The 25833-nt window shown below is 62.4% G+C and carries 24 protein-coding genes; 11 read left to right on the top strand and 13 right to left on the bottom strand.

Going from position 1 to position 25833, the window contains the following annotated elements; genetic code table 11:
* The first annotated feature begins 18 nt into the window (after positions 1 to 18).
* Complete coding sequence (locus MM194_RS13970) at positions 19 to 1263, top strand: malic enzyme-like NAD(P)-binding protein (protein ID WP_241343884.1); 1245 nt, start codon at positions 19 to 21, stop codon at positions 1261 to 1263.
* An 82-nt stretch (positions 1264 to 1345) separates the two neighbouring features.
* Here the strand turns inward: MM194_RS13970 and MM194_RS13965 are convergent, their stop codons facing one another.
* The 4 genes from MM194_RS13965 to trmA form a co-directional block, all read right to left on the bottom strand.
* The gene (locus tag MM194_RS13965) at positions 1346 to 1540 is read right to left on the bottom strand and encodes a hypothetical protein (protein ID WP_033129024.1); all 195 of its coding nucleotides are present in this window, start codon (positions 1538 to 1540) and stop codon (positions 1346 to 1348) included.
* A 54-nt stretch (positions 1541 to 1594) separates the two neighbouring features.
* Positions 1595 to 2920 carry a two-component system sensor histidine kinase RstB gene (gene rstB / locus MM194_RS13960; RefSeq protein WP_241343883.1) on the bottom strand — a complete coding sequence of 442 codons (1326 nt, stop codon included), beginning with the start codon at positions 2918 to 2920 and terminating at the stop codon, positions 1595 to 1597.
* A gap of 192 nt (positions 2921 to 3112) precedes the next feature.
* A complete protein-coding gene (gene rstA / locus MM194_RS13955; protein ID WP_033129022.1) occupies positions 3113 to 3820 on the bottom strand; it encodes a two-component system response regulator RstA in 708 nt (235 codons plus the stop codon).
* A gap of 417 nt (positions 3821 to 4237) precedes the next feature.
* Positions 4238 to 5344 (bottom strand): tRNA (uridine(54)-C5)-methyltransferase TrmA, encoded by a 1107-nt coding sequence (gene trmA, locus MM194_RS13950; protein WP_241343882.1) that lies wholly within the window; start codon positions 5342 to 5344, stop codon positions 4238 to 4240.
* 169 nt (positions 5345 to 5513) lie between these two features.
* Between trmA and MM194_RS13945 the strand changes: the two genes are divergently transcribed.
* Complete coding sequence (locus tag MM194_RS13945; protein WP_241343912.1) at positions 5514 to 6629, top strand: DUF5610 domain-containing protein; 1116 nt, start codon at positions 5514 to 5516, stop codon at positions 6627 to 6629.
* 91 nt (positions 6630 to 6720) lie between these two features.
* The gene (locus MM194_RS13940; protein WP_241343881.1) at positions 6721 to 7254 is read left to right on the top strand and encodes an ATP--cob(I)alamin adenosyltransferase; all 534 of its coding nucleotides are present in this window, start codon (positions 6721 to 6723) and stop codon (positions 7252 to 7254) included.
* Positions 7255 to 7406: 152 nt separating this feature from the next.
* Here MM194_RS13940 and malZ read toward each other — a convergent pair whose 3' ends face one another.
* The 9 genes from malZ to MM194_RS13895 form a co-directional block, all read right to left on the bottom strand.
* A complete protein-coding gene (gene malZ, locus MM194_RS13935; RefSeq protein ID WP_241343880.1) occupies positions 7407 to 9236 on the bottom strand; it encodes a maltodextrin glucosidase in 1830 nt (609 codons plus the stop codon).
* 239 nt (positions 9237 to 9475) lie between these two features.
* Positions 9476 to 10324, bottom strand: a complete 849-nt coding sequence (locus MM194_RS13930; protein WP_241343879.1) for an HDOD domain-containing protein — start codon at positions 10322 to 10324, stop codon at positions 9476 to 9478.
* Positions 10325 to 10404: 80 nt separating this feature from the next.
* Complete coding sequence (locus MM194_RS13925) at positions 10405 to 10824, bottom strand: META domain-containing protein (RefSeq protein ID WP_241343878.1); 420 nt, start codon at positions 10822 to 10824, stop codon at positions 10405 to 10407.
* 305 nt (positions 10825 to 11129) lie between these two features.
* A complete protein-coding gene (gene yegD, locus MM194_RS13920; RefSeq protein WP_241343877.1) occupies positions 11130 to 12491 on the bottom strand; it encodes a molecular chaperone in 1362 nt (453 codons plus the stop codon).
* 91 nt (positions 12492 to 12582) lie between these two features.
* Positions 12583 to 13572, bottom strand: coding sequence for a 2-hydroxyacid dehydrogenase (locus MM194_RS13915; RefSeq protein ID WP_241343876.1), 990 nt, complete (start codon positions 13570 to 13572; stop codon positions 12583 to 12585).
* Positions 13573 to 13649: 77 nt separating this feature from the next.
* Positions 13650 to 14117 (bottom strand): CreA family protein, encoded by a 468-nt coding sequence (locus MM194_RS13910; protein ID WP_241343875.1) that lies wholly within the window; start codon positions 14115 to 14117, stop codon positions 13650 to 13652.
* Positions 14118 to 14134: 17 nt separating this feature from the next.
* A complete protein-coding gene (locus tag MM194_RS13905; protein ID WP_241343874.1) occupies positions 14135 to 14581 on the bottom strand; it encodes an Mpo1-like protein in 447 nt (148 codons plus the stop codon).
* A gap of 143 nt (positions 14582 to 14724) precedes the next feature.
* Positions 14725 to 15588, bottom strand: a complete 864-nt coding sequence (locus MM194_RS13900; RefSeq protein ID WP_241343873.1) for a hypothetical protein — start codon at positions 15586 to 15588, stop codon at positions 14725 to 14727.
* A gap of 199 nt (positions 15589 to 15787) precedes the next feature.
* Positions 15788 to 16174, bottom strand: coding sequence for a TraR/DksA C4-type zinc finger protein (locus MM194_RS13895; RefSeq protein ID WP_033129010.1), 387 nt, complete (start codon positions 16172 to 16174; stop codon positions 15788 to 15790).
* 475 nt (positions 16175 to 16649) lie between these two features.
* Between MM194_RS13895 and MM194_RS13890 the strand changes: the two genes are divergently transcribed.
* From MM194_RS13890 to MM194_RS13855, 8 genes are all read left to right on the top strand, one after another.
* Positions 16650 to 17981, top strand: coding sequence for a glutamine synthetase family protein (locus MM194_RS13890; protein ID WP_033129009.1), 1332 nt, complete (start codon positions 16650 to 16652; stop codon positions 17979 to 17981).
* A 193-nt stretch (positions 17982 to 18174) separates the two neighbouring features.
* Positions 18175 to 19536 (top strand): aspartate aminotransferase family protein, encoded by a 1362-nt coding sequence (locus MM194_RS13885; protein ID WP_033129008.1) that lies wholly within the window; start codon positions 18175 to 18177, stop codon positions 19534 to 19536.
* Positions 19537 to 19590: 54 nt separating this feature from the next.
* Positions 19591 to 20688: an extracellular solute-binding protein gene (locus MM194_RS13880; RefSeq protein WP_033129007.1), complete on the top strand. Its 1098-nt coding sequence runs from the start codon at positions 19591 to 19593 to the stop codon at positions 20686 to 20688.
* Positions 20689 to 20801: 113 nt separating this feature from the next.
* On the top strand, positions 20802 to 21887 hold the full coding sequence (locus MM194_RS13875; protein ID WP_033129006.1) for a polyamine ABC transporter substrate-binding protein: 1086 nt from the start codon (positions 20802 to 20804) through the stop codon (positions 21885 to 21887).
* A 58-nt stretch (positions 21888 to 21945) separates the two neighbouring features.
* Positions 21946 to 23100, top strand: coding sequence for a polyamine ABC transporter ATP-binding protein (potA, locus tag MM194_RS13870; protein ID WP_050719264.1), 1155 nt, complete (start codon positions 21946 to 21948; stop codon positions 23098 to 23100).
* The gene (locus MM194_RS13865) at positions 23097 to 24002 is read left to right on the top strand and encodes an ABC transporter permease subunit (protein ID WP_033129004.1); all 906 of its coding nucleotides are present in this window, start codon (positions 23097 to 23099) and stop codon (positions 24000 to 24002) included. Before potA ends, MM194_RS13865 begins: the two co-directional genes overlap by 4 nt.
* A 73-nt stretch (positions 24003 to 24075) precedes the next feature.
* Complete coding sequence (locus MM194_RS13860) at positions 24076 to 24918, top strand: ABC transporter permease subunit (RefSeq protein ID WP_033129003.1); 843 nt, start codon at positions 24076 to 24078, stop codon at positions 24916 to 24918.
* 89 nt (positions 24919 to 25007) lie between these two features.
* On the top strand, positions 25008 to 25727 hold the full coding sequence (locus MM194_RS13855) for an MOSC domain-containing protein (protein WP_033129002.1): 720 nt from the start codon (positions 25008 to 25010) through the stop codon (positions 25725 to 25727).
* Positions 25728 to 25833 lie beyond the last annotated feature (106 nt).

Here is a 25833-nt window from a genome sequence, read left to right as displayed (position 1 = left end):
TCCGTATCGGGGTCCCCCATGTCCGATCTGCGTCAGCAAGCGCTCGATTACCACGCCCATCCCATTCCCGGCAAGATTGCCATCGTCCTCACCAAGCCCGCCGAGACCGCCCGCGATCTGGCGCTGGCCTACAGCCCCGGGGTGGCCGAGCCGGTGCGCGAGATCGCCGCCAATCCGGATGACGCCTACCGCTACACCGGCAAGGGCAATCTGGTGGCCGTCATCTCCAATGGTACCGCCATCCTGGGATTGGGTAATCTGGGCCCGCTGGCCTCCAAGCCGGTGATGGAGGGCAAGGCCCTGCTGTTCAAGCGCTTCGCCGGCATCGACGCCATCGACATCGAAGTGAAACATGAGACCAGCCAGCAGTTCATCGACACGGTCGCGGCCATCGCCGACACCTTCGGTGGCATCAACCTGGAAGACATCAAGGCCCCCGAGTGCTTCGAGATAGAGCAGGCGCTGATCGCGCGCTGCGACATCCCGGTGTTCCACGACGATCAGCACGGCACCGCCATCGTCACCGCCGCCGGCCTGCTCAACGCCCTGGAGGTGCAGGGCAAGCGCATCGAGCAGAGCCGCATCGTCTGCATGGGGGCCGGCGCCGCCGCCACCGCCTGCATGGACTTGCTGATCAAGTGCGGCGCCGCGCCGCAGAACATCTTCATGCTGGACCGCCAGGGGGTGATCCACACAGGCCGCACCAATCTGAACCAGTACAAGCAGCGCTTCGCCAACGACACCCCGTTGCAGACCCTGATGGATGTCATCGCAGGGGCCGATGTGTTCGTCGGCGTCTCCGGTCCGGACGTGCTGCCCGCCGAGGCGGTGGCCCTGATGGCGCCGCGCCCGGTGATCTTCGCCTGCTCCAACCCGGATCCCGAGATCAAGCCCGCCCTGGCCCACGCCGTGCGGGGCGATCTCATCATGGGCACCGGTCGCTCTGACTACCCGAACCAGATCAACAACGTCATCTGCTTCCCCTTCATCTTCCGTGGCGCTCTGGATGCCCGCGCCAGCCGCATCAACGATGCCATGAAGGTGGCGGCGGTGGAGGCCATTCGCGGTCTGGTGAAAGAACCCGTGCCGGCCGAGGTGCTGGTGGCCGCCGGGGTGAGCGAGCTGCACTTTGGCAAGGATTACGTCATTCCCAAGCCGATGGACGCCCGCCTGCTGCCGCGGGTGGCCCGCGCCGTGGCGCTGGCGGCGGTAGCCTCCGGCGTGGCGCGCATCGCGCTGCCGGCAGACTATATGCTGGATTGAGCCTCAGGTTCGTCCTCGGCAAAAACAGAAGGGGCCCCGCGATGGGGCCCCTTCTCGTTAGGGCAAAGCCGAGCCGTTGCTATCAGGCCTTGGGTGCTGCTGCAGCGGGTTTGACCTTGGCAGGGGCGACTGAGGTGTGGGCCGCCTTGTGATGCTTTTTCACTACCTTGGTCTGGGTGGCATGGGGAGCGGCAGCCTTGGTCGGGGTGGCAGCCATGGTGAAGCCAGAGGTCAGGGCGAAGACAGCGGCCAGAGTCAGGGGGATCAGCTTTTTCATATTCCAGTTCCTCATTCGGGTTGATGACATGGAGCCTTTCTCCATGCCTTCATCCTAGGGCAGCGCCTGGTTTGCTTCAGTGAGTGGCTGGTGACGGTTTGTATCCAAATGTACGGGCAAGGTCAGGCAGAAACGGGCGCCGCTCGCAGAGGGCAGCAGTTGCACCTCGCCGCCGTGGTGGCGGGCGATGCTGCGCACTATGGCGAGCCCGAGCCCGGCCCCACCGGTGCGCCTGTCCCGGCTCTGATCGAGGCGCACGAAGGGCTCGAAGATCTGGGGCGCCAGCGCCGGGTCTATGCCGGGGCCGTCGTCACTCACTTCCAGCAGATAGTGCTCCTGCCGCCGCGCCATGTGCAGGGTCACCCGACTGCTGGCGTGGCGCAGGGCGTTGCCGATGAGGTTCTCCAGCGCCCGCTCCAGCAGTCTGGCGTCGCCACGCCAGGGCAGGGGGCCGGCGGGGGGAATGAACTCGAGTTGCTTCTCCGGCCGCAGTGCCTGCCAGTCGGCGAGATGCGCCCCGGCCCAGTCACCCAGCTCCAGATCGCTGCATTGCAGCGGCAGCTCGGGGCGATCGAGCCGCGCATAGGTGAGCATCTCCTCGATGAGGGCGTCCAGTGCCCCCAGATCTCGTTCCAGCCCCTGCCGGTCGGCCTCGGCCGGTTGTGGCTCCAGCATGGCGAGCCGGTAGCGCAGCCGCACCAGGGGGGTGCGCAGCTCGTGGGCGATGGCATCGGTCAGCTGCTTGCGGCTGGCCAGCATGGCCTGCAACTGCTCCGCCATTAGATCGAAGGTGCGACCGACCCTGGCCAGGCTGCTGTTGGCGGGCAGGCCGGTGCGGCTGGAGAGATCTCCGTCACCGACCCGGCGGGCGGTCTGTTCGAGTTGTTGCAGGCCGCGCCAATGGGGTCTCAGCCAGAGCAGGATCGGCAGGCCGAGGGAGAGACCGATGAGCAGCAGCAGGCCCACATCGACCCAGTGCAGCTCGTGCAGGTAGGAGAGATAGGGAACCGGGCCGACGATCAGCACCTGATCGGTGGCGGGGATGCGCTGCAGGAAGGTGTCATCCTCCTCGACGATGACGATGTTGCCCTCCTCGAGAAAGCTCTGATCCTCCCGGGCCAGGGGCTGGTTGGCGAGGGCCCCTATCTGCAGCGGCAGGTTGAGCTGGCGGCTCTGCTCCGCGGTGCGCTCCGGCCAGCGCTCCGGCGGCAGGCGGGCCAGCTCGCCGGTGAGCAGGCCGAGGGAGCCTTGCATCATGTGCTCCAGATAGCGATCTCCCGCCCGCTCGGCGCTGACCTGATAGACCAGACCGATCAACAGGATGGCTAGGCCAAAACAGCCGATCAGCAGCAGATAAAACTGGATAAACAGGCGCCGCATGGTGGTTCTTCCTGTGGTTATTGCCGCATGGGTTGCCCCTGCGAGACGGGGCAACCGGCGGCGTGCTTATTCCCAGGCCTGGGACACCAGCCGTTACTCGCAAATAGCCCCTTCTGGCGCACCGTCTTGATCCGGGTCGGATTGGTGGTGTCATAGTCGGGCTTCTGGTGTGCAGACGTGTGAGACACCCGCTCATTCCCAGGCCTGGGGCACCAGCAGATAGCCCTTCTGGCGTACCGTCTTGATCCGGGTCGGATTGGTGGTGTCATCCCCGAGCTTGCGGCGCAGGCGGGAGATGGCGACGTCCATGCTGCGATCCTGGCCGTCGTAGTCGCGGCCGCGCAGGCTGCGAAACAGCGCCTCCCGCCCCAGGATCTGGCCGGCGTGGCAGGCCAGCTCCCACAGCAGATCGAAATCGGCGGTGGAGAGCGGGATGCTGTTGCCATCGAGCCGCACATCCCGGCCGGGGCCATCGATCTGCAGGCGGCCGAATTGCAGGCGCTGGGGCGGGGTGCCGGGCGAGCTCGCCTGCGGCATCTGCCCCTGCTGGCGGAACTGGACCCGCAGGCGGGCCAGCAGCACAGGCGGCGGCGTGGTCTTGAGGATGTAGTCGTTGGCACCGAGCTCCAGACTCAGGATCTGGTTCATGTCGCTGTCGAGCGAGGTGAGCATGACGATGGGGCCGGCAAAGCGCGGGCGCAGATCCCGGCACAGGGAGAGGCCATCCTGACCCGGCAGCATGATGTCGAGCAGCACCAGATCCGGTTGCTCGGCCTCGACCCTGGCGAGCGCGAGATCGCCCCGGGTCTCCAGCAGGACCTCGATATCGTGGCGGCCGAGCCAGCTGCTGATGAGCTGGCCTATTTCGGGATCATCTTCAACAAAGAGAACGCGTGGCATGGTGGCATGAGGCCCAGGCAATGGCGCGAATGCGCGTGCCGTCAGCATAACGGCTCCGCTGCCGATCTGCACCGGGATAAATAATCGGACAGGGCCCTTGGGCCCTGTCGTCATTTTGCGTGTGGATAGCGGTGGGATCGGCCTGCCTTGCGATGCCGATCCTACTTTACCTCAAGGTCTTCCACTCCCTTCTCCCCTTGCGGGAGAAGGGGTGGGGATGAGGGGGAGACGTTAACCCACCTTGTGCTTCAGACAGGCCCCGGCTTCCATATGGTGGGTTCAGGGGATCGGCTCGAACCGGGCGAAGCGGCCTGCCCAACGGGATTAGCCAGCCTTGCGGCGCAGATAGACCCCGGCTTCCATATGGTGGGTTCAGGGGGTCGGCTCGAACCGGGCGAAGCGGCCTGCCCAACGGGATTAGCCAGCCTTGCGGCGCAGATAGACCCCGGCTTCCATATGATGGGTCCAGGGGAACTGGTCGAACAGGGCGAAGCGGGCGATCTCGTGGGTCTCGCCGAGTACCGCCATGTTGGCCTGCAGCGTCTCCGGGTTGCAGGAGATGTAGAGGATGTTGTCGTACTCCTGCACCAGCCGGACTGTCGCATCGTCCAGGCCGGCGCGGGGCGGGTCGACGAAGATGGTGTTGCACTGGTAGCTCTTCAAGTCGACGCCCTTGAGGCGGTTGAACTCCCGCTCGCCGCGCATCGCCAGGGTGAACTCCTCGGCGGACATGCGCAGTATGATCAGGTTCTCCACGCCATTGGCGGCGATGTTGAACTGGGCGGAGTCCACGCTCGGCTTGGCGATCTCGGTGGCCAGCACCTTGCGGAAATTCTGGGCCAGGGCGATGGAGAAGTTGCCGTTGCCGCAGTAGAGCTCCAGCAGGTCCCCCTCGCTCCCCTTGGTCACGTCCAGCGCCCAGCCCAGCATCTGCTCGTTGATGGCGGCATTGGGCTGGGTGAAGCTGTTCTCCACCTGCTTGTAGATGAGCTCACGGCCTTGCACCTTCAGCCGCTCGATGACGAACTCTTCCCCCAGGCAGATCTTCTGCTTGTGGGCGCGGCCGATGAGCCGCAGATCGAAGCCCTGCGCGCGCAACTCGCTTTGCAGTGCCTCGGCGACCGGCTGCCAATCGGCCTGGAGCTGGCGGTGATAGAGCAGGCTGACACAGAGCTGGCCGGACTGGGTGGAGAGGTAATCTATCTGGAACAGCTTCTTGCGCAGCACCGGATGCGGGCGCAGGCCCTCGATCAACTTCGGCATCAGCTGGTTGATGAGCAGGCTGGCGGTGGGGAACTGGTCGACCCGGATGATCTCCTTGGTGGCCGGGGTATACATGCAGTGGAAGAGATCATCCCCCTCGTGCCAGATGCGGAACTCGGCGCGCATCCGGTAGTGCTCGGCAGGGGAGGCGTGCACCTCCAGCGCAGGCGGGTTGCTGCTGGCGAACAGCTCGGTGAGGCGGGCGCGCTTCTCGTCGAGCTGGGCCTGATAGTCGGCGGGGGTCCGCTGGGATTGGGTCATAGATACCTCAGATGCACACCGGCAGGGCCGGACAGAAACCGGGGGAAGGCCTTGGCCAACCAAAGGGGCAAGATTGTAAGAGGCGGCCGCAGATTCTCCAAGTTTTTATGGTCAAGAAGTGTCCAGTCAGGCCGATAACCGATCCACCACTATGGCGGGAGGAAGAATGATGCAGATCGATGGCATGGGCGCGGCCCAACCCAAGGGAGTGGGTGCCTCCCCCAAGGCAACCCAGACTGTCCAAAACAAGCAGGCGGAGGAAGGGGATCAGGTCTCCCTCAACCAGCCCCCGAAATGGGCGCAGCGACTCATTCAGCAGGCGCTGCAGTTCGCGTTGGAGATCAACGGCCAGCACTATCAGGCCCCCAAGAGCCAGGAGTTCAAGCTGAGTCAGCCGGAGGCGATCACCCCGGATACCCTGTTCGATTTCGACGCAGTGGCGGACAACGTGCTGCAATTTGTCACCGGACGGCTGGGGGCGGCCCGGGCGGATGGCAAGAGCGACGACGAGCTGGCCGAGATGATGGCCCAGGCCCGCAAGGGGGTGGACATGGGCTTTGGCAGTGCCAAGGAGCAGCTCGGCAGCTGGGCCACCGACAACGAGGAGATCAAGACCGGCATCGATCAGAGCTACAAGCTCATTCAGGAGGGGTTGGCGTCCTTCGAGAAGGAGTTCTTCGGCGAGGTCTCGACCACCGAGCTGGGGGCGGCCGAGATGGCCAGCCGCCAGCAGAGCTCCCTCGAGATAGAGACCCGGGACGGGGACAAGGTGATACTGCGCTTCAGCGACAGCTGGCAGTTCAAGTCCCGTAGCGAGGAGGGGGGCAGCCAGTTCAGCTTGAAATCGAGCCAGAGCTTCGACTTCTCCCTGGAGGGGGATCTCGACGGTGACGAGCTGGAGGCCATGGGCCGGCTGGTGAAGGGGCTGGACGAGCTGGCGGGCAGCTTCTTCAACGGGGATGGCAAGACCCTGGCGGACAAGCTGAACGGGTTGCAGCTGGATGACAGCCAGCTGGCCTCCTACTCCCTCAAGCTCAGGCAGTCTGCCAAGCTGAGCCAGACCTATCAGGGGGCTCACTCCCTGCAAGACAGTCTGAAGCCGCTGGCGGATTACCTGCCGCGGTTGAGTCAGCTGCAGCAGCAGGCCGACGGCTTGTTGCCGGAATCCCAGCAGCAGGCGCTGACCCCGGCCGTGCTGGCGGCGCGAGGCCAGACCGACGGGGCAGGTTTCATGGGCTTCAACCAGCGGATGCTGGAGGCCATGAGGCTGCTCGGTCAGGTCTGACGCCTATCCGTCCCCTGAGCGGTTTGCCAGCCCTGTTTGCTAGACCATGGCCGGGCTGGCACACTGCCCTTTTCCTCAATCAGAAACGGCCATGAACCCCAAGAAGCCAAGAGACAAGCGCGAGCTCTGCTACCCCTTCATCTTCGAGACCCAGTTCCAGTGCGACTACGAGATCGCCACCGACGAGCTCTGCTGCCAGGTGGGGGCCGTGTTGTCACACCTGTCGCCGGATGCCGATACCCAGCCCGTGCTGGCGGATCTCGCGGCCCTGCAGCGGCTCATCTACAACCTCAACGGCTCGGTGCGCGGCAGGCTCGGCATCTTCGAAGAGGATCTGGACTGGCTGAAGGGGCGTTACGATCACTACAACGAGGCGAGCCGCGGCCGGGTGACCGGCTTCGTGCTGCCCCAGGGACCGCAACCCATCCCCACCCTGCACCTGTGCCGCTGCGGCAGCAAGAAGGTGGTGCGGTTGCTGGTGCGGCTCGAGGAGAGCGGGGTGCGCTTCGATCCCATCCTCTACCGCTTCGCGAACCTGCTGGCGAACTTTTTCTTCGTGCTGACCGTCTACCTCAAGCAGTGCTGGGAGGTGCCGGAGGTACCCTACGTCAGCATCAACTACTGATTTTGACGGCTGTGATGGATGTTTAGTGCTGCTGGATCACTTTGAATAGCGAGAAATCGCCGACAATGTGTGTCATAGCAGCACCCGTCACCCAAGCGGATCCCGCATAAAAAAACCGGAGCACAGGCTCCGGTTTTTTATTGTCGTGACGCTCAGCTCGAGAGCAGCACCCTGGCCGAGTTGGCCGGGATGGTGAGCTGCAACTGGCCCTGCACCACCTCGAACTTGTCGCCGTTGAAGGCGTCGGTGAAGCGGCTGGCGGGGCTGGCGGTCTGCCACAGGGGCAGGCTGATGGTGCGCGGCTCGGTCGGATGGCGGTTGCATGCCACCACCACCTGATCGCTTTGCAGGGTGCGGGCGAACACATAGCTGTGGGGACCGGCGTAGAGGGTCTGGATGTCCCCCCGGCGCAGGGCCGGTCGCTGGCGGCGGAGCTGGATCAGGCGGCGATAGTGATCGTGCAGCACGTGATCCCAGTCGGTGGTCTCCCAGGGGAAGCAGCGACGGCAGTCCGGATCGTTGCCACCCGAGAGCCCCACCTCGTCGCCGTAGTAGATGGAGGGCACACCGATATAGGTGATGAGCAGGGTGGCGGCGAGGCGCATGCGCTGCTTGTCTTCCCCCAGCAGGTGCAGGAAGCGGGCGGTGTCGTGGCTGTCCAGCAGGTTGAACTGGGCCAGCTGGTTCTTGAACGGGATATGGGCCCGGGCCAGCTTGAGCCAGCTGTCCAGCTCCTCGGCGCTGATCCTGATGGGGTGATAGGCGATGTCCTGCCCCGCCAGGAAGGCGCGAATGGGGTGGGCGAAGCCGTAGTAGTTCATGGCGCCGTCCTCCTGATCCCCCTGCAGCCACTGGCTCGCCTCGAAGAAGTGCTCTCCGAGCACATAGGCGTCCGGGTTCTCCTGCTTCACGGCGCCGCGAATGGCGCGCACATGGCCGCGGTTGCCTTCGGCTGTGCCGCGCTCCCCCAGCATGTGGATGACGTCGAAGCGCCAGCCATCGATCTGGTAGGGGGCACGCATCCAGTGGCGCAGAATGGCGTTGTCGGCACGATAGACGGCGTCTTGCACCTGTTCGCTGGCAAAATCCAGCTTGGGTAAACTGCGAATGCCCTTCCAGCTGACATAATCCCCTTCGACGTCGAAGGTGTAGAAGCTGCGCCAGGGGGAGTCCGGGTTGCTCTGGGCCCCCAGCGGCGGGCAGAACCAGGGGTGCTCGGTGGAGGTGTGGTTGACCACGGCGTCCAGGATGATCTTCATGCCGCGCTGGTGCAGGTTGCGGGTCAGCTCGGCGAACTGCTCGTTGGTGCCGAGGTGCGGGTCGACCTTGAAGTAGTCCTGGGTGTCGTACTTGTGGTTGCTCGGCGAGTCGAAGATGGGGTTGAGATAGAGCGCCGTGATGCCGAGGGACTGCAGATAGTGCAGCTTGGCCTCGATCCCCGCCAGATCGCCGCCGTAGAATTCGCAGGCGCCATGCCCCTCCTCGTGGCGACTGACCGGCGCCCCCCAGGCCTTGCTGATGACGGCCTTGCCCTTGTACTGATATTCGTGGTGCCGCACGCTGAGGGAGGGATCGCCGTTGCAGAAGCGGTCGGGGAAGATCTGGTAGAACACCTGATCCTGCACCCAGGCCGGTGGCTGGTGCTGGCCGTTGAAGCGAAAATGCTGCTCCCGAGGTGGCATGGCGGCGCTGACGCCGGCCCCGTGCAACCACCATTGCTGGTCGTCGGTGAGGCACTTGAAGCAGTAGAGGTGGATCTCCTGCCCCCTGGCCAGCGGCAGCTCGACCTGCCAGACCTGCAGCCGGTCCCGGGTCGAGACCGGGCGCATGGCCAGCAGGTACTCCTCGTTGTCCGGCTCGTGGCGCAGCCACACCTCCCGGATAGGCGCGTCCAGCTCGCTGAACAGGGTGAGCAACAGGGCATCGGCACGCTCTTTGAACCAGGGTGCCACCTGGGGGTGAAACAGGAAGGGAGGGGTCATGGTGTCCACTGCGTCAGAGGGGCGGCGAGGGTCATGGTACTACCCTGTTCGTGAGATTGTGTGTATTGACCGACCAGAATGAGACGGCGATCCGGCTCGGGCTGGTCAGTCAGCCTTGGGTCTACTGGGACTACTGGGTCAGCAAGTCGGCGAGGGCATTACCCTGCTCGTGCAACTGCTCGAGCTGATCCGCCAGAATGAGACGGGGATCCGGCTCCTGCTGATCGGTCGTTGTACATCTACTGGGTCAGCAAATCGGCCAGGGCATTACCCTGCTCGTGCAACTGCTCGAGTTGATCCGCCAGGGTGGCGGGGTCCAGCCCCAGCTCATCGGCCAACGGCTTGGGGAAGCGGGCTATGATGGCCTGGGCCGGTACGCCGGCATGCCAGGCGAAGGAGACGAAGACGGCGAGCCGGATAAGCACCGCCTCCTTGCTGACCGGCTGATAGGAAAGCGGATCCAGCTGCTGGGCGATGGCGTCGACGAAGGACTCCGACAGGTTCCAGCGTCGTGCCAGCTCGGCGCCGAGCTGGGCATAGTCGAACCCCAGCATCTCCCGCTGGGCCTCGACCCGGCTGCTGCCCTTCTCGATGGCCAGGTTGATGAGCTCGGCCTCTTCCGGCAGGGTGCTCTGGATGAGCAGCTCGCCGATGTTGTGGATCAGCGCGCAGGTGAAGGCGGTCTCGGCATCCACCACCTTGGTCTGCTGGGCCAGGGTGCGGGCTATGGTGGCGACCTGGAAGGTCTGGGTCCAGAAGCGGTGCTTGTCGAAGCTGGGGGGCGCCTTGAAGCTGCTGATGATGCCGGAGGCGACCACCACGGAGCGCAAGCGGTTGAAGCCGAGCCGGATCACTGCCTGCTCGATGGAGGTGACCTCGTTGCCCCGGCGCAGGGCGGCCGAGTTGGCCATCCGCAGCACCTTGACGCTGATGACCTGATCCATGGCGATCTTGGCCGCGATCTCGTCGATGCGGGCGTTCTCGTCATTGAAACTCTGCATCAGCTCGTGCAGCAGCTTGGGGATTGTGGGCAGTTGTTTGATCTTGTCAAACAGGCGATCCATCGACATGGCTGGGGCAGCCTCCATTGCGAACAATGCCTCATAGTGTGCCACAGCCTGGCCAGTTGTTCCTGTATGGCGTCTGGTTTCGTGAGCCCTGGAGCCTCCTAGAACACCCAGTCCCGCAGCCTGTATTCCAAACGGTGCTGTTTTCCCTGCAAGATCAGCGTCTGTGTCGTCCCGCTCAGGGTGGCGCCCTCGGCCAGGGTGGCGAGCACGGCCTGCTCTATCTGATCGAGCTGCGGTGGGCAGGCCATGGCGGTGCTGCCGAGGCTGGTGACCCAGAACTTGCCATCTTCGAGGTGGCCCTGGCCGAAGTAGCGGTTGCAACCGGCGATACCGTTGACGGTAAAGTGTTCACCTATCTCTAGATCGGGCGGGTTGTCACGGGGGCTGGCGACGGCCTGGCCATCCAGCTTGTCGAGCACCCAGTGGTGGTGCTGCAGATCTTGCTGGACGAAGGCGGGAGTACTGCTGCAGGCGCTGAGCAGGAGCAAGGCGAGCAGCAGTAGCAAAAATCTGGGCATGGAAGGGGCTCCGGTGATGGGAGCGACAAGCATACCCTCGGCATGACCCCCGGGGCAGGGCAAGGGGGGGGGATCCCGACCGCTTCTGTCGCCCTCATGGCAACAGGGGTGTCGGTAAATGGCAACAGCTGTCCCGGCCGAGTCGAGCCGCACGCAAAAGGGGCCACACTGTGACCCCTTTTATCGATCGGCGAACCGGTTTATGCGTCGGCAAACAGCCGTTCGGCGTAACGGGCGAGGCCGGATGCCACCGAGCCGAAATCATCCCCCCCTTCCAGCTGACAGGGCGAGGTTCATGGCAGGGATCAGCCGGCAAACAGCCGTTCGGCGTAACGGGCGAGGCCGGACGCCACCGAGCCGAAGTCATCGCCACCTTCCAGCGGGATCGCCGGCAGCTTCTGGCGAATGAAGGCTTTGATCAGCGGCGACTTGGCGCTGCCTCCGGTGACGAAGATCCGGCTCGGCTGCACCCCGGCGGCATCGATCGCCTCGTCCATCAGCTCGCCGATCTTCTCCAGCAGCGGCGCCGAGGCGCTGGCCAGTTGCGCGCGGCTGAGCTCCGCCTCCAGCCCCTTCTCCAGCTCGTTCAGGGTCTGGCGATTGAGCTCGTGATCGGACAGGGCGATCTTGCCCTGCTCGGCCCGCCACACCAACTGGTGGCTCAGCTTGTGGGCGCGCAGGCTGGCGAGGCGCGGGAGCTTGCTGCCGGGCCCGCTGTCGAGCTGCAGGTCCTGCAGCTGACGGGCGGTATCCAGGCTGTAGAAGCGGCTCTGGGCGCTGACATCGTTGATGGCGGCCGCATCCCAGAACAGCGGGTGGGGCAGCGGCTTGCCGGTCTTGAGGGTCTCGTGCATGCCGAGCAGCGGCATCATGCCCTCCACCGTCAGCCGGATGTCGAAGTCGTTGCCGCCGATGCGCTGACCGCTGTGGCCGAGCAGATCGCCGCTGCGATCCAGCCGATCTCTGTGGCTCGGGCCCATGCGCAGCATGGAGCAGTCGGTGGTGCCGCCGCCGATGTCCACCACCAGCACCACCGCATCCTCGTCGAGGCGTGCCTCGAACTCGAAGCCGGCCGCCACAGGTTCATACAGGAATTCCACCTGCTCGAAGCCCGCCAGACGGGCCGCCTCGGTCAGGATGGCGATGGCCTGACGGTTGCTCTCTTCCCCCGCCAGCCCCTGGAAGTTGACCGGGCGACCGATGACGGCGCCGCGCACCGGTTGGCCCAGCTGTTGCTCCGCCTCGCGGCGCACGTGCAGCATCATGGCGCAGACGATGTCTTCAAACAGGGCGATCTGGGGGGCCTTGAGGCCATAGGCACCGAGGAAGGACTTGGGTGACTTGATGTAGTAGCCGTCGTCCGGCTCTTCCAGGTAACGCTCGAGGGCGGCGGCCCCGAAGCTGAGCTCATCGATCAAGCCCTCTTCGCGCATCTGGCGACGCACCGCCTGGGCACGGGGCACCACGGGGCCGCGCAGCTTGAGGTATTCCTGCTGCTGGGCCGGTGCCAGCCCTTCGGCCAGCAGGCCGGCGATGGCCTCTCTGTGGGGAGCGTGCAGGGTGGAGGGCAGATAATGGGAACCGCACAGGCTCAGCAGCCTGGGGCTGCCTTGTTCCATCACGGCGACGGCACAGTTGGAGGTACCGTAATCAAATCCGACAAACATGGCGGCCAGGCTCCTGAGTAAAAAAGGGCTGGTAGCCTACCCGATGGCGCCAGGTCTCACAACCCGGCGCCCGGTTTATTGCGCGGAAAGCTTATTCCACCTCGTTGTCGCTGCGGCCCTGGCTCTCGATGGCCTGGATGTTGCCGAGGGTGGTGTCGGCGATGGCGTGCAGCGCCTCCCGGGTCAGGAAGGCCTGGTGACCGGTGAACAGCACGTTGTGGCAGGCGGAGAGACGGCGGAAGACGTCATCGGTGATCACCTCGTTGGACTTGTCCTCGAAGAAGAGATCTTCCTCCTCCTCGTAGACGTCCAGCCCCAGGGCGCCGATGCGGGAGGTCTTGAGGGCCTCGATGGCGGCGTTGGAGTCGAGCAGGCCGCCCCGGCTGGTGTTGATGATCATCACACCGTCCTTCATCTTGGCGAAGGCCTCCTTGTTCAGCAGGTGGTAGTTCTCCTTGAACAGGGGGCAGTGCAGGCTGATGACGTCGGACTGGCGCAGCAGGGTGTCTATGTCCACGTACTCGGCCCCCAGATCGATGGCCGCCTGGCTCGGGTAGGGGTCGCTCACCAGCAGGCGCATGCCGAAGCCCTTGAGGATGCGCAGGGTGGCGATGCCGATCTTGCCGGTGCCTATGATGCCGGCGGTGCGGCCGTGCATGTTGAAGCCGACCAGCCCCTCCAGGGAGAAGTTGGCGTCGCGGGTGCGCTGATAGGCCTTATGGATGCGGCGGTTGAGGGTCATCATCAGGCCCACGGCGTGCTCGGCCACCGCCTCCGGTGAGTAGGCTGGCACCCGCACCACTTTCAGTCCCAGCTCCTTGGCGGCGACCAGATCCACGTTGTTGTAACCGGCGCAGCGCAGGGCAATCACCTTGGTGCCGTTGGCGGCCAGCTCGGTCAACACCTCCCGGTCGGCGTCATCGTTGACGAACAGGCAGACCACGGGGAACTGGTGGGCGAGGCGGGCGGTCTTGGCCTCCAGCCGCACGTCGAAGAACTCCAGCTCGAAGCCGTACTGGCTGTTGGCCTGGTTGAAGTGTTCCTTGTCATAGCTCTTGGTACTGAAAACGGCGACTCTCATGATGCGCTCTCCGCAGGTTTCGATGTGGTTAAATTACAACAACTCGCGCCCTTCATCACGGGATAAATGGTGGGGAATTAGCCCCAGGGCATGATGGGAACGGCGCTCACCGCGCTTTTATAAGAACCATCCACCAACTTGGTGCTGTAAGTCAGATAAACCAGGGCATTACGTTTTTCGTCGTAAAAACGCACCACTTTCTGCTCCTTGAATACCAGGGAGGTGCTGACATCGAACACCTCCTCCCCCGCCTTCAACTTGGCGGGCAGGCGGATGGGGCCAGTCTGGTGGCAGGACAGTGAGGCGTGGGAGGGATCCTCCGCCAGCCCGAGCCCGCCCTTGACGCCCCCTGTCTTGGGGCGCGCCAGATAGCAGGCGATACCGGCGATCCTGGGGTCGTCGAACGCCTCGATTACTATCTTGTGGTTGGGGCCGACCAGCTGGAAGGCGGTGCTCACCTCGCCGATGGGATCGGCCTTGTCCGCGAGGGCGGGCCCGGCGAGCAGGGTTGTCAGCAACAGCGGCAGCATGTGTTGATACGACATCAAGACTCCTCCTGGCCTCAATAGGGAAGGCCAAAGCAACGATAGAGGCTGGCCAGCACCCAGGCGGGGCCGATCAGCAGAAATTGCAGGTCGGTGAGGAAGGAGGGACGCTTGCCCTCGATCTGGTGTCCGACAAACTGGGCTACCCAGAGTAGTACGAAACCTGCCAGCGCCGTTAGCAGCAGGGGTCCCTGCCACAGGGCGCAGACCAGCAGCCCGAGGCCGGTGAAGGCCGCCATGCCCAGAAATAGGGGAAAGGACAGGCGCAGATAAAATATCAGCACCGGCACGGCCGCCAGCATCGCCCAGTTGAGCCCCGCTGGCAGCGGCCCCTGGGGCAGGCACCAGAACAGGGCGAGCCCGCACAGGTAGATGCCGGGCACCGCCACCTTGTGAATGGCGATGTTGACCGGGTGGCGGTGGCTCTGGCCGTAGTCGTTGAACCATTGTTCGAGTCGTTTCATGGCACCTCCCTGGTGCTGTGGGTGAAACTCATCGCCCGCCTCTCCCTGGCGGGCACCAGACCTGTTGTGACCTCATGGGGCCCCAGGCTGTGATCGTGCTGTGTCACTGCCCTGCCGGAAGATCGTCTCCCTGCGTCAGCGCTTTACTGCCCTTGCCGGGGTGGATATTCCCAATATTGGGCCGGAATGCTCCTGAGCAAGGGGGTCATGTCCGGATTGACAAGCGGGATGCTGACCCGCTGATCCAGGTTCGCGCTGGCCAGGGCCTCACGGATCTTGGGGTTCTCGTGGAAAAACTTCATGAAGCTGCCATCGGCGTAGGCCCGCTCCAGCCCGAGCTGGAGCGCCTTGGCCAGCTTGGGATATTCGGGGCTGACGAAGAAGAATTCGGCGAAGGGGTAGCGCAGCAGCAGATGCTGCTCGACGGCGAGGTTGGGATACTGGGCCACCAGTTCGGCGCGCTCGGCGAAGATCTCCACCAGGCTGCGCGGGAAGAAGTCGAGCTTGTCGCCGTCGTTGATGAGGCGAAACAGGTTGCTGTAGCGACCGGCGTAGGTGGGAATGCCCGCATGCTCCAGGATCTTGTTGTCTGCCCAGCCGACTCCCTGCGCCGCCTTCAGTTTCTTGAGGTCCGCCAGGGACTTGACCTGGTTGAACTTCTCCTGGGCGTCGCTGTGGATGAAGGAAATCCTCAGCCCTTCCAGGCCGCGAAACAGCGGGATGGGGACAGGGATGAGGTAGGATTCGAGGGTGCTGGAGGTGCCCATCCAGAACACATTGATGGTTTTGCCCTTGCGCAGCTCTTGCTGCAGGCTGTATTGATTGAGGTTGAGTTCGACCCGCTCCAGCTTGAACGGCTGCCCGGCGCGATCGAGCGCCAGTTCCAGCAGCTTGAGCTGGTATTCGTTGTCGAGGTCATTGATAGGCCGGCTGGGGACCTTGACGGTGAGAGTCTGTGCTTGTGCCAGCAGTGGCAGGCACAAACACAGCCTGATGAGCCATTTCACTCTCTGCTCTCCTGATAGATTCCGGGACTTGCCCGGAGTCTATCAGAACTTGTTCACGATCTGATGTCGACGCCATGATCCAGGCGCAGGTGTCGCCAGCTATCCCTGTCTATCCAGGGTAACGGCTCTCTTCACCTGCCGGAGGATGGTCACCCGCTGGAGGCGGGCTCACTACCGATCGGAACCGTGCCCGGCAGGATCAGGCGACGCGGCGGAACACGTGGGTGTCGTTGAATTCCTTGGTGCTCTGGCACTCGACACAGAAGCGGGACTCAGGGCGTGCCTGCAGCCGCTTGAGAGAGATCTCGTCACCGCAGGATTCGCAGTAGCCAAAGTCTCCTTCGTTGATGCGTTTCAACGCCCCTCTCAGCTTGCGCAGATGCAACTTGTCGTGCTCGATGCGGTTCAGCTCCAGACGGCGGGCTTCCTCGATGCTGGCACGGTCAATTTCATCAGCCATCTCGTTGGTATCGGTGGCGATGGCCTGGCTGGCTTGGGAGTTGAGACGTTCTTCGAGCTCGATGATTTGTCGCTCGATCTGCCCCTTGTAAAAGGCCAGTTGGTCTTCAGTCATGAAATCACACATACGGTTAGCTACCAGTCAGTTTCCCAATTTTACCCATTTATGGGGGCTGTCTGCCTGCAGACCAAGCCCTCGTATCCCGATTTGCACCAAATCCATGCAGGAGAGTGCAAATCAGGGCGGGCCTTGTACCAAAAAAAAGCACGGATGCAAAGCACATCGGGTAAGGATTGTGCGCCCTTGCAAAGAAATACTCTTGTTCCGACAGGGGCTGACTGAGTATCACCCTGAATTTGTCCGCGATTGGCATCGGCTTTGCAGCTTGGGTTTGCAGTAGCTTGATAGGGATACAAGGTGTTTAGTATTTGGTGTCGGCCTGGTCATTATATAGGCCAATGTTTATAGTTTTTTAAACACCACCGCTTGACAAAGGCCCTTATCGCGGGCTTTTATGGTGTTGCTGATTACATTTATTTAACAAGGGTGTTCCTTATATTAGACACCCTTGCCTATGACAACCGTAGAGTCGGGGTTTAACATGGACAGTATCAAGGGCTGGATGGAGAGCAATCGCATCACTGAGGTGGAGTGCCTGTTCCCGGATTTCACCGGCAATGCCCGAGGCAAGATCATTCCAGCCAATAAATTTCTGCGCGAAGGGGGCATGCGGCTACCCGAAGTCATCTTCACCCAGACGGTGACTGGCGAATATCCGGATGACGACAGCATGATTGACCCGCTGGAGCGGGACATGCAGCTCTATCCCGATCCCAACACCATTCGCTTCGTCCCCTGGGCACTGGAGCCGACCGCTCAGGTGATCCACGACTGTTTCGACATCAATGGCAAGCTCATCGACATAGCGCCGCGCTCCGTGCTGCGCCGGGTCCTGTCATTTTACGAGAAACAGGGCTGGAAGCCGGTGGTGGCCCCCGAGCTCGAGTTCTATCTGGTCAAGCGCAACGAAGACCCCGACTATCCCCTGGTGCCGCCGATCGGCCGCAACGGCCGCCCGGAGACCGCCCGCCAGTCGTTCAGCATCGATGCGGTCAACGAATTCGATCCCATCTTCGAGGACATGTACGACTACTGCGAGGCGCAGGAGCTGGAGGTGGACACCCTGATCCACGAGTCCGGTGCCGCCCAGATGGAGATCAACTTCCTGCACGGTGACCCCATCGATCTGGCGGATCAGGTGTTCCTGTTCAAGCGCACCATGCGTGAAGCGGCGCACAAGCACGGCATCTACGCCACCTTCATGGCCAAACCCATGAGCGAGGAGCCGGGCTCCGCCATGCACATCCACCAGAGCCTAGAGGATGCGAACGGTCGCAACCTGTTCGGTACGGAGAATGGCGGCAATACCGAGCAATTCATGCACTTCATCGCCGGGCTGCAGAAATACACCCCGGCGGTGACCGCGCTGCTGGCACCGAACGTCAACTCCTACCGCCGCCTCACCTTCGGCGAGAGCGCCCCGCGCAACGTGCAGTGGGGGGTGGAGAACCGCACCTGCGGGCTGCGGGTGCCCTTCTCCGAGGCGAGTGCTCGCCGGGTCGAGAACCGCTTCGCCGGGGCCGATGCCAACCCCTATCTGGCCCTGGCCGCGACCCTGGCCTGCGGCTACCTCGGCATGCTGGAGAAGCTGGAGCCGCTGCAGGAGATGAAGGCGAGTGCCTATGATCTGCCCTACAGCTTGCCCCGCTCTCTGGAGGAGTCCCTCAGTCATCTGGAGCAGTGCGAGGCCATCAAGGACATGCTAGGCGAGCGCTTCATCCGCGCCTTCGTCGCGGTCAAGCGCAAGGAATACGAGACCTACTTCGGGGTGATCAGCCGCTGGGAACGGGAATTCCTGCTGCTGAACGTGTGATCCCCGGGCGCGAGACGCGCCTGACCGCCACAGGGAGAGACCAGCACCGGTCTCTCCCGCCCATGACTCAAGCAGCAAGCCATGCAGCCTGATACCCGCGAGCTACTCGTAAGTGGCAATAACCGGGATGCTGCCAGCCACCTCATCGAGTCATAACAATACCGCTTAAATCGAAGGAATCGAGGAGCAAGCAATGCAACGTACTACCCGTGAGTGGCAGCAACTGGATGCTAGCCATCATCTGCACCCCTTTACCGATTTTCAGGCCCTGAACAAGAAGGGCAGCCGCATCATTACCAAGGCCGAGGGCGTCTATCTGGAAGACTCCGACGGGCGCCGCATCCTGGACGGGATGGCGGGCCTGTGGTGTGTCAACATGGGCTACGGCCGCCAGGAACTGGTGGATGCCGCCACCAAACAGATGCAACAACTGCCCTATTACAACCTCTTCTTCCAGACCAGCCATCCGCCCGCCGCCGAGCTGGCGACCCTGCTGGCCGAGGTCACGCCGCCCCACCTCAATCACGTCTTCTTCACCGGCTCGGGCTCAGAGTGCAACGATACCGTGCTGCGCATGGTGCGCCACTACTGGGCCAGCAAGGGCCAGCCGGACAAGCAGGTGATCATCAGCCGCCACAATGCCTACCACGGCTCCACCGTGGCGGGCGCCAGCCTGGGTGGCATGAAAGGGATGCACGCCCAGGGTGGCCTGCCGATCCCCGGCATAGTGCACATCGATCAGCCCTATCACTTCGGTGAGGGGCAGGGGATGAGCGCCGAGGAGTTCGGACTGGAGCGCGCCCGCCAACTCGAACAGAAAATTCTGGAGCTGGGGGTGGACAAGGTGGCCGCCTTCATCGGTGAGCCCATCCAGGGTGCCGGTGGCGTCATCATCCCGCCTGCCAGCTACTGGCCCGAGATCCAGCGCATCTGCGACAAGTACGAGATCCTGCTCATCGCCGACGAGGTGATCTGTGGCTTCGGTCGCACCGGCCACTGGTTCGCGAGCGAAGACTTCGGCATCAAGCCGGATCTGATGTGTCTGGCCAAGGGCATCACCTCCGGCTACCTGCCGATGGGGGCCGTGATGGTGGGTGACAGGGTTGCCAGGGTGCTGGTGGAAGAGGGGGGCGAGTTCAATCACGGCTTCACCTATTCCGGTCATCCGGTCGCCTGCGCCGTGGCGATTGCCAACATTAAGCTTATGCAAAACGAAAGCATAGTTAAGCGAATTCATGATAACATCGGCCCCTATTTGCAACGCCGCTGGAGCGAACTGGCCGATCACCCACTGGTGGGGGAGACCCGGGGTAAAGGCCTGGTTGCCGCGTTGGAAATAGTGCAGGACAAGCAGACCAAGCGCCGCTTCCCGGCCGAGCTACAGGCGGGGATGACCTGTCGGGAGTTCTGCTTTAACAATGGCTTGGTGATGAGGGCGGTCGGCGATACCATGATCATATCGCCCCCCTTGGTGATCACCGAGGAACAGGTGGATGAATTGGTCAAACTGGCCAGGCTCAGTCTGGACCTGACGGCGGCAAAGCTGCAGGAATAGGCTGTACCCAGGCAGATTGGCTTACGCATACAATTTGCTTAGGAGACAAGGACTATGTCTTTTAAAAAAGGAATGATGGCTGCTTCCGTGGCGCTGGTCATGATGAGTACCGGGGCGATGGCCGACGAGAAGGTGCTGCACGTCTACAACTGGAGCGATTACATCGCGCCAAATACCCTGGAAGATTTCCAGAAAGCGACGGGCATCAAGGTGATCTACGACGTGTTCGACAGCAACGAGGTGTTGGAAGCCAAGTTGCTGGCGGGCAGTTCGGGTTACGACATCGTCGTACCGTCCAACCCCTTCCTGGCCAAGCAGATCAAGGCAGGTGTCTTCCAGAAGCTGGACAAGTCCAAACTCTCCAATTGGCATAATCTGGATACCTCGTTGCTCAAGGCACTCGAACCGAGTGACCCGGGCAACCAGTACTCCATCCCTTACCTGTGGGGCACCATCGGTTACGCCTACAACCCGGAGAAGGTGAAAGCCGTGCTGGGTGCGGACGCTCCGGTGGATTCCTGGGATCTGGTGTTCAAGCCGGAGAACATGGCCAAGTTGAAGGAGTGCGGTGTCTCCTTCCTCGACTCACCGACCGAAATGCTGCCGGCCGCCCTGCAATATCTGGGCTTTGAGCCGAACAGCCAGAAGCCGGACGAGTTGAAGAAGGCGGAGGAGCTGTTCCTCTCCGTGCGTCCCTATACCGCCTATTTCCACTCCTCCAAGTACATCTCGGATCTGGCCAACGGCAACCTGTGCGTGGCGGTTGGTTACTCCGGTGACTTGCAGCAGTCCAAATCCCGGGCGATTGAGGCCAAGAACGGCATCAACCTGACCTACGTGATCCCGAAAGAGGGGGCTGGCAGCTTCTTTGACATGCTGGCCATTCCGGCCGATGCCAAAAACGTGGAAGAGGCCCATGTGTTCCTCAACTATCTGATGCAGCCCGAGGTGATCGCCAAGATCTCCGACGCCGTCAGCTATCCGAGCGGGAACAAGGCCTCCGTGCCCCTGGTCTCCGAGAAGATCCGCAACGATCCGGGCATCTACCCGAGCGACGAGACTCTGGCGAAGATCTACACCTTCCCGGATCTGCCGGCCAAGGTGCAGCGTGTGATGACCCGTAGCTGGACCAAGATCAAATCAGGTAAGTAAGTGACGAGTACCCCTCCCGGTCCGCAGTTCGGCCGGGAGGGAGGTGACCACCCGACAGGTTGGACGGCGCGTATGGATGCGCGACTGGTAATCACACATATGAGGACTGATAAGTGCACATGACCAAGATAGCAACGCTGGCCCTGACCCTGGGGTTTGCAAATCTGACCCAGGCAGCCCCTGTGGTTCATTTTTACAACTGGTCCGATTATATCGGCGAAACCACCCTCAGTGACTTTCAGCAGAAGACCGGGATCAAGACCGTCTACGATGTGTTCGACTCCAATGAGACGCTGGAAGGCAAGCTGCTGACCGGGCGAACCGGTTATGATCTGGTCGTGCCCTCCAACAATTTCCTGGCCAAACAGATCAAGGCGGGGGCCTTCCAGAAGCTGGATCCTGCCCTGCTGCCGAACATGGCCAACCTGGATCCCATGCTGCTCAAGCAGCTCGACAAGGTGGATCCGGGTCATCAATACGCCGTGCCCTATCTGTGGGGCACCAACGGCATAGGTTACAACGTCGAGAAGGTGAAGGCGGTGCTCGGGGTCGACAAGATTGACTCCTGGGCCGTCATCTTCGAGCCGGAAAACATGAAGAAGCTGTCCCACTGCGGCGTCGCCTTCCTCGACTCGGCCGACGAGATGATCCCGGCCGCGCTGAACTACCTCGGCATCAGCCCCAACAGCCATGAGCCGGCCGATCTCAAGCGTGCCGAGGAGCTGCTGTTGAAGGTGCGCCCCTATGTGGCCTACTTCCACTCCTCCAAGTACATCGGAGATCTGGCCAACGGTGACATCTGCGTCGCCGCCGGTTTCTCCGGTGACATACTGCAGGCTGCAGCCCGTGCCAACGAAGCGGGCAAGGGGATCAAGATTGCCTACAGCATCCCGAAGGAGGGTGGCAACCTCTGGTTCGACATGATGGCCATCCCGGTGGACGCCACCAATGTCAAAGAGGCACACGCCCTGATCAACTATATTCTTGAGCCGGAAGTGATCGCCAAGGTGAGCGACTACGTGGGGTATGCCAACCCCAACACCAAGGCGGGAGAATTCATGGACAAGCGCGTGCGCGATGACGAATCAGTCTATCCCCCCCAGGCAGTGTTGGAGCGGCTCTATGTGCAGGATGCACATCCGCGCTCGGTGCAGCGCCTGATCACCCGGAGTTGGACCAGGATCAAGTCCGGAACCTAACCTTGGCGCCCATCCCGGGGCGCCAGATTGTATCGGTATCACGTTTGGGAGTTTGGTAATGGCGATAGCCTCCAGTGCCTACAAGAAAGCCCTCGAGGGCAGCCAGCAGCGTAAAGAAGTGCTGGTCAAAATAGACAGGGTTAGCAAGCAGTTCGACGAAACGCTGGCGGTCGACAACGTCTCTCTCAACATCCATAAAGGGGAGATCTTCGCCTTGCTGGGGGGATCCGGCTCCGGCAAATCCACCCTGCTGCGGATGCTGGCCGGGTTCGAGCGCCCCACCGAGGGGCGCCTGTTCTTGGACGGGGTCGACATTACCGACATGCCGCCCTACGAGCGTCCGATCAACATGATGTTCCAGTCCTACGCCCTGTTCCCCCACATGACGGTGGCGCAGAACATCGCCTTCGGCCTCAAGCAGGATGGCCTGCCCAAGGCCGAGATCGATGCCCAGGTCGAGGAGATGCTCAAGCTGGTGCAGATGACCCAGTATGCCCGTCGCAAGCCCCATCAGCTCTCCGGTGGCCAGCGTCAGCGGGTGGCCCTGGCCCGTTCCCTGGCCAAGCGTCCCAAGTTGCTGCTGCTGGACGAGCCCATGGGGGCGCTGGACAAGAAGCTGCGCTCGCGGATGCAGCTCGAACTGGTGGAGATCATCGAGCGGGTCGGCGTGACCTGCGTCATGGTGACCCACGATCAGGAAGAGGCCATGACCATGGCCGAACGGATCGCCATCATGCATCTGGGCTGCATCGAGCAGATCGGCAGCCCGATGGACATCTACGAGACCCCGGCCAGCCGGCTGGTGTGCGAGTTCATCGGCAACGTTAACCTGTTTGACGGCCTGCTGGTGGAAGACGAACAGGACCACGCCACCATCGCCTGTGCGGATCTGGAGCAGCCCATCTACGTGGGTCACGGCATCAGCTCTCGCGCCGAGAACAAGAAGGTGAGTTATGCCCTGCGGCCGGAGAAGCTGCTGATGAGCACTCAGAAGCCGAGCGATCTGGAGCATCCCGACTTCAACTGGACCAAGGGGCTGGTCTACGACATCGCCTATCTGGGCGGCCACTCCGTTTATCACATCCAGCTGCCCTCGGGCAAAATCGTTCAGGCTTTCATCGCCAACGCCGAACGCCACGGCAAGCGGCCGACCTGGGATGACCAGGTGTTCCTCTATTGGGAAGATGACAGCGGCGTGGTGTTGCAATCATGAAGGCATTGAGACGACTGAAGCGACTGGGCGGGCGCCAGCTGGTGATCGGCGTGCCCTTCTTCTGGCTGTTCCTGTTCTTCCTGCTGCCCTTCATCATAGTGGTGAAGATCAGCTTCGCCGAAGCGGACGTGGCCATCCCGCCCTACACCGACGTGGTGAGCTGGGCTGACAATCAGCTCACCATCTTGCTCCACCTGGGCAACTACCTGCTGCTGCAGGAGGATGAGCTCTATATCGCGGCCTATCTGGGCTCCCTCAAGATGGCCTTCATCAGCACCCTGCTCTGTCTGCTGATCGGCTATCCCATGGCCTATTCCATTGCGCGGGCTAACAAGGAGACCCAGACCGTTCTGTTGCTGCTTATCATGATGCCGACCTGGACCGCGATCCTGATCCGGGTCTACGCCTGGATGGGGATCCTCAGCAACAACGGCCTGCTCAACAGCCTGCTGATGGGCATTGGCCTGATAGACGAGCCGCTGACCATCCTCAACACCAACCTGGCGGTCTATATCGGCATCGTTTATTCCTACCTGCCGTTCATGGTGCTGCCACTTTACGCCAACCTGGTCAAACACGATCAGAGCCTGCTGGAGGCGGCCTCGGATCTCGGCGCCCGCAACCTGACCCGGTTCTGGCGGATCACGGTGCCACTCTCCAAGAACGGCATCATCGCCGGCTGCATGCTGGTGTTCATCCCCGTGGTGGGCGAGTTCGTCATCCCGGAACTGCTCGGTGGCCCCGAGACCCTGATGATCGGCAAGGTGCTGTGGCAGGAGTTCTTCAACAACCGTGACTGGCCGGTGGCCTCTGCCCTGGCGGTGGTGATGCTGGCGGTGCTGATAGTCCCGATTATCCTGTTCAACCGTAACCAGGCCAAAGAGCTGGAGGGTAAGGTATGAAGACGGCATTGTTGATTGTCCCCGTACCGTCCCTGTGCAACTGCAACCAGGCGAAGGAATGGGAGGGTAAAGTATGAGACGCTTCGGTTTTGCCAAGCTGATGCTGTGGCTGGGGCTGCTGTTCATCTACCTGCCTATGGTCATTATGGTGATCTACTCCTTCAACGCCTCCAAGTTGGTGACGGTGTGGGGAGGCTGGTCGCTGAAGTGGTACTTTGGCCTGCTCGACAACAAGCAGCTGATTGGCTCTGTGTTGCGCTCGCTGGAGATCGCCCTCTATACCGCCATCGCGGCGGTGGCGCTGGGGACCATGGCGGCCTTCGTGCTGACCCGGATCCCGCACTTCCGCGGCCGCACCCTGTTCGGTGGCCTGGTGACGGCGCCTCTGGTCATGCCGGAGGTGATCACCGGTCTGTCGCTGCTGTTGCTGTTCGTGGCCATGGCCCAGCTGATTGGCTGGCCGGCGGAGCGGGGTATGCTGACCATCTGGATCGCCCACACCACCTTCTGTACCGCCTATGTGGCGATCGTGGTGTCGGCGCGGCTGCGGGAGCTGGATCTCTCCATTGAGGAGGCGGCCATGGATCTGGGGGCCAAACCCTGGAAGGTGTTCTTCCTTATCACCATTCCCATGATCGCCCCCTCGCTGGCGGCGGGCGGCATGATGTCCTTCGCCCTGTCACTCGATGATCTGGTGCTGGCGAGCTTCGTCTCGGGTCCTGGCTCCACCACCCTGCCGATGGAGGTGTTCTCGGCGGTGCGCCTCGGCGTGAAACCCGAGATCAACGCGGTAGCCAGCCTGATCCTGCTGTCGGTGTCGCTGTTTACCTTCAGTAGTTGGTATCTGATGGCCAAGGCGGAGAAACGCCGCCGCGCCGAGATCGCCATGACCACCCAGATGCAAGCCGTCGCCTGACCACAGGGCTGTTGACGAAGCAACGCGGCTTGCGCCAAAGCATCGATAGCCCCTAAGATCCGTATTCTCTCATCCAGCAGGAGGATAGAATGCGGATCTCCCTCTTTATCGGCCAGGGCGCCGAACTGAATCCTGAATTGGCCCCGGGCCTCATCAGCGCCATCCACAAGCAAGCCGTCGACAAGCCCCTGTGGTGCAGCTTCTCGGGTCTGGCTGGCGATGAGCAGAGTGACCAGCGCCATCACGGCGGCCCGGACAGGGCGCTGCATCATTACCCCGCCGATCACTATCCCTGGTGGCAGACCTGGCAAAGCGCGCTGGGCTTGCCTGCTCCTCGCACTCCCTGGCAACCGGCCGCCTTTGGCGAGAATATTTCCGGCCTCGGGCTGACCGAAGTCGATGCCTGCATCGGTGATGTCTACCGCCTCGGTGAGGCCCTGATCCAGATCAGCCAGCCGAGATCCCCCTGCTTCAAGTTGAATCAGCGTTTTGGTTATCCCCATCTCTCGCAGGTGATGCAGCTCAGCGGTCGCAGCGGTTGGCTGCTGCGGGTGCTGGAGGAGGGGCTGGTGCCCCCGGACGCCGAGCTGCAACTGGCCGACAGGCCCTATCCCGCGCTGACGGTGAAGCGCACCGCCGACATCCTGTTCAACCAGGTGCGCAACGAGGATGACTTGCAATTGCTGCTGGATAATCCGGCGCTCTCGTCCAACTGGCGCCAGCATGCGGCCAATTGGCTGGAGCACGGGGTGTTGGCGGATTGGCGGCGCCGCCTGCTGGGGCCGGTCGAGTTCCAGCTATCGGCGTAAGGGGGATAACAGCCCCCTCCTGTGGCAGCGCATGCCGAAGGTACGAAAAATGCTGAATTGTTGAGCGATAAGTGGTTTTTTCCCGCCAGAGATAAAAAAGGCTTGT

It is taken from the genome of Aeromonas sp. MR16, from assembly GCF_022549315.1.
GTDB classification, from domain to species: Bacteria; Pseudomonadota; Gammaproteobacteria; order Enterobacterales; family Aeromonadaceae; genus Aeromonas; species Aeromonas aquatica.
This window is presented reverse-complemented; position numbering and strand designations above follow the sequence as displayed.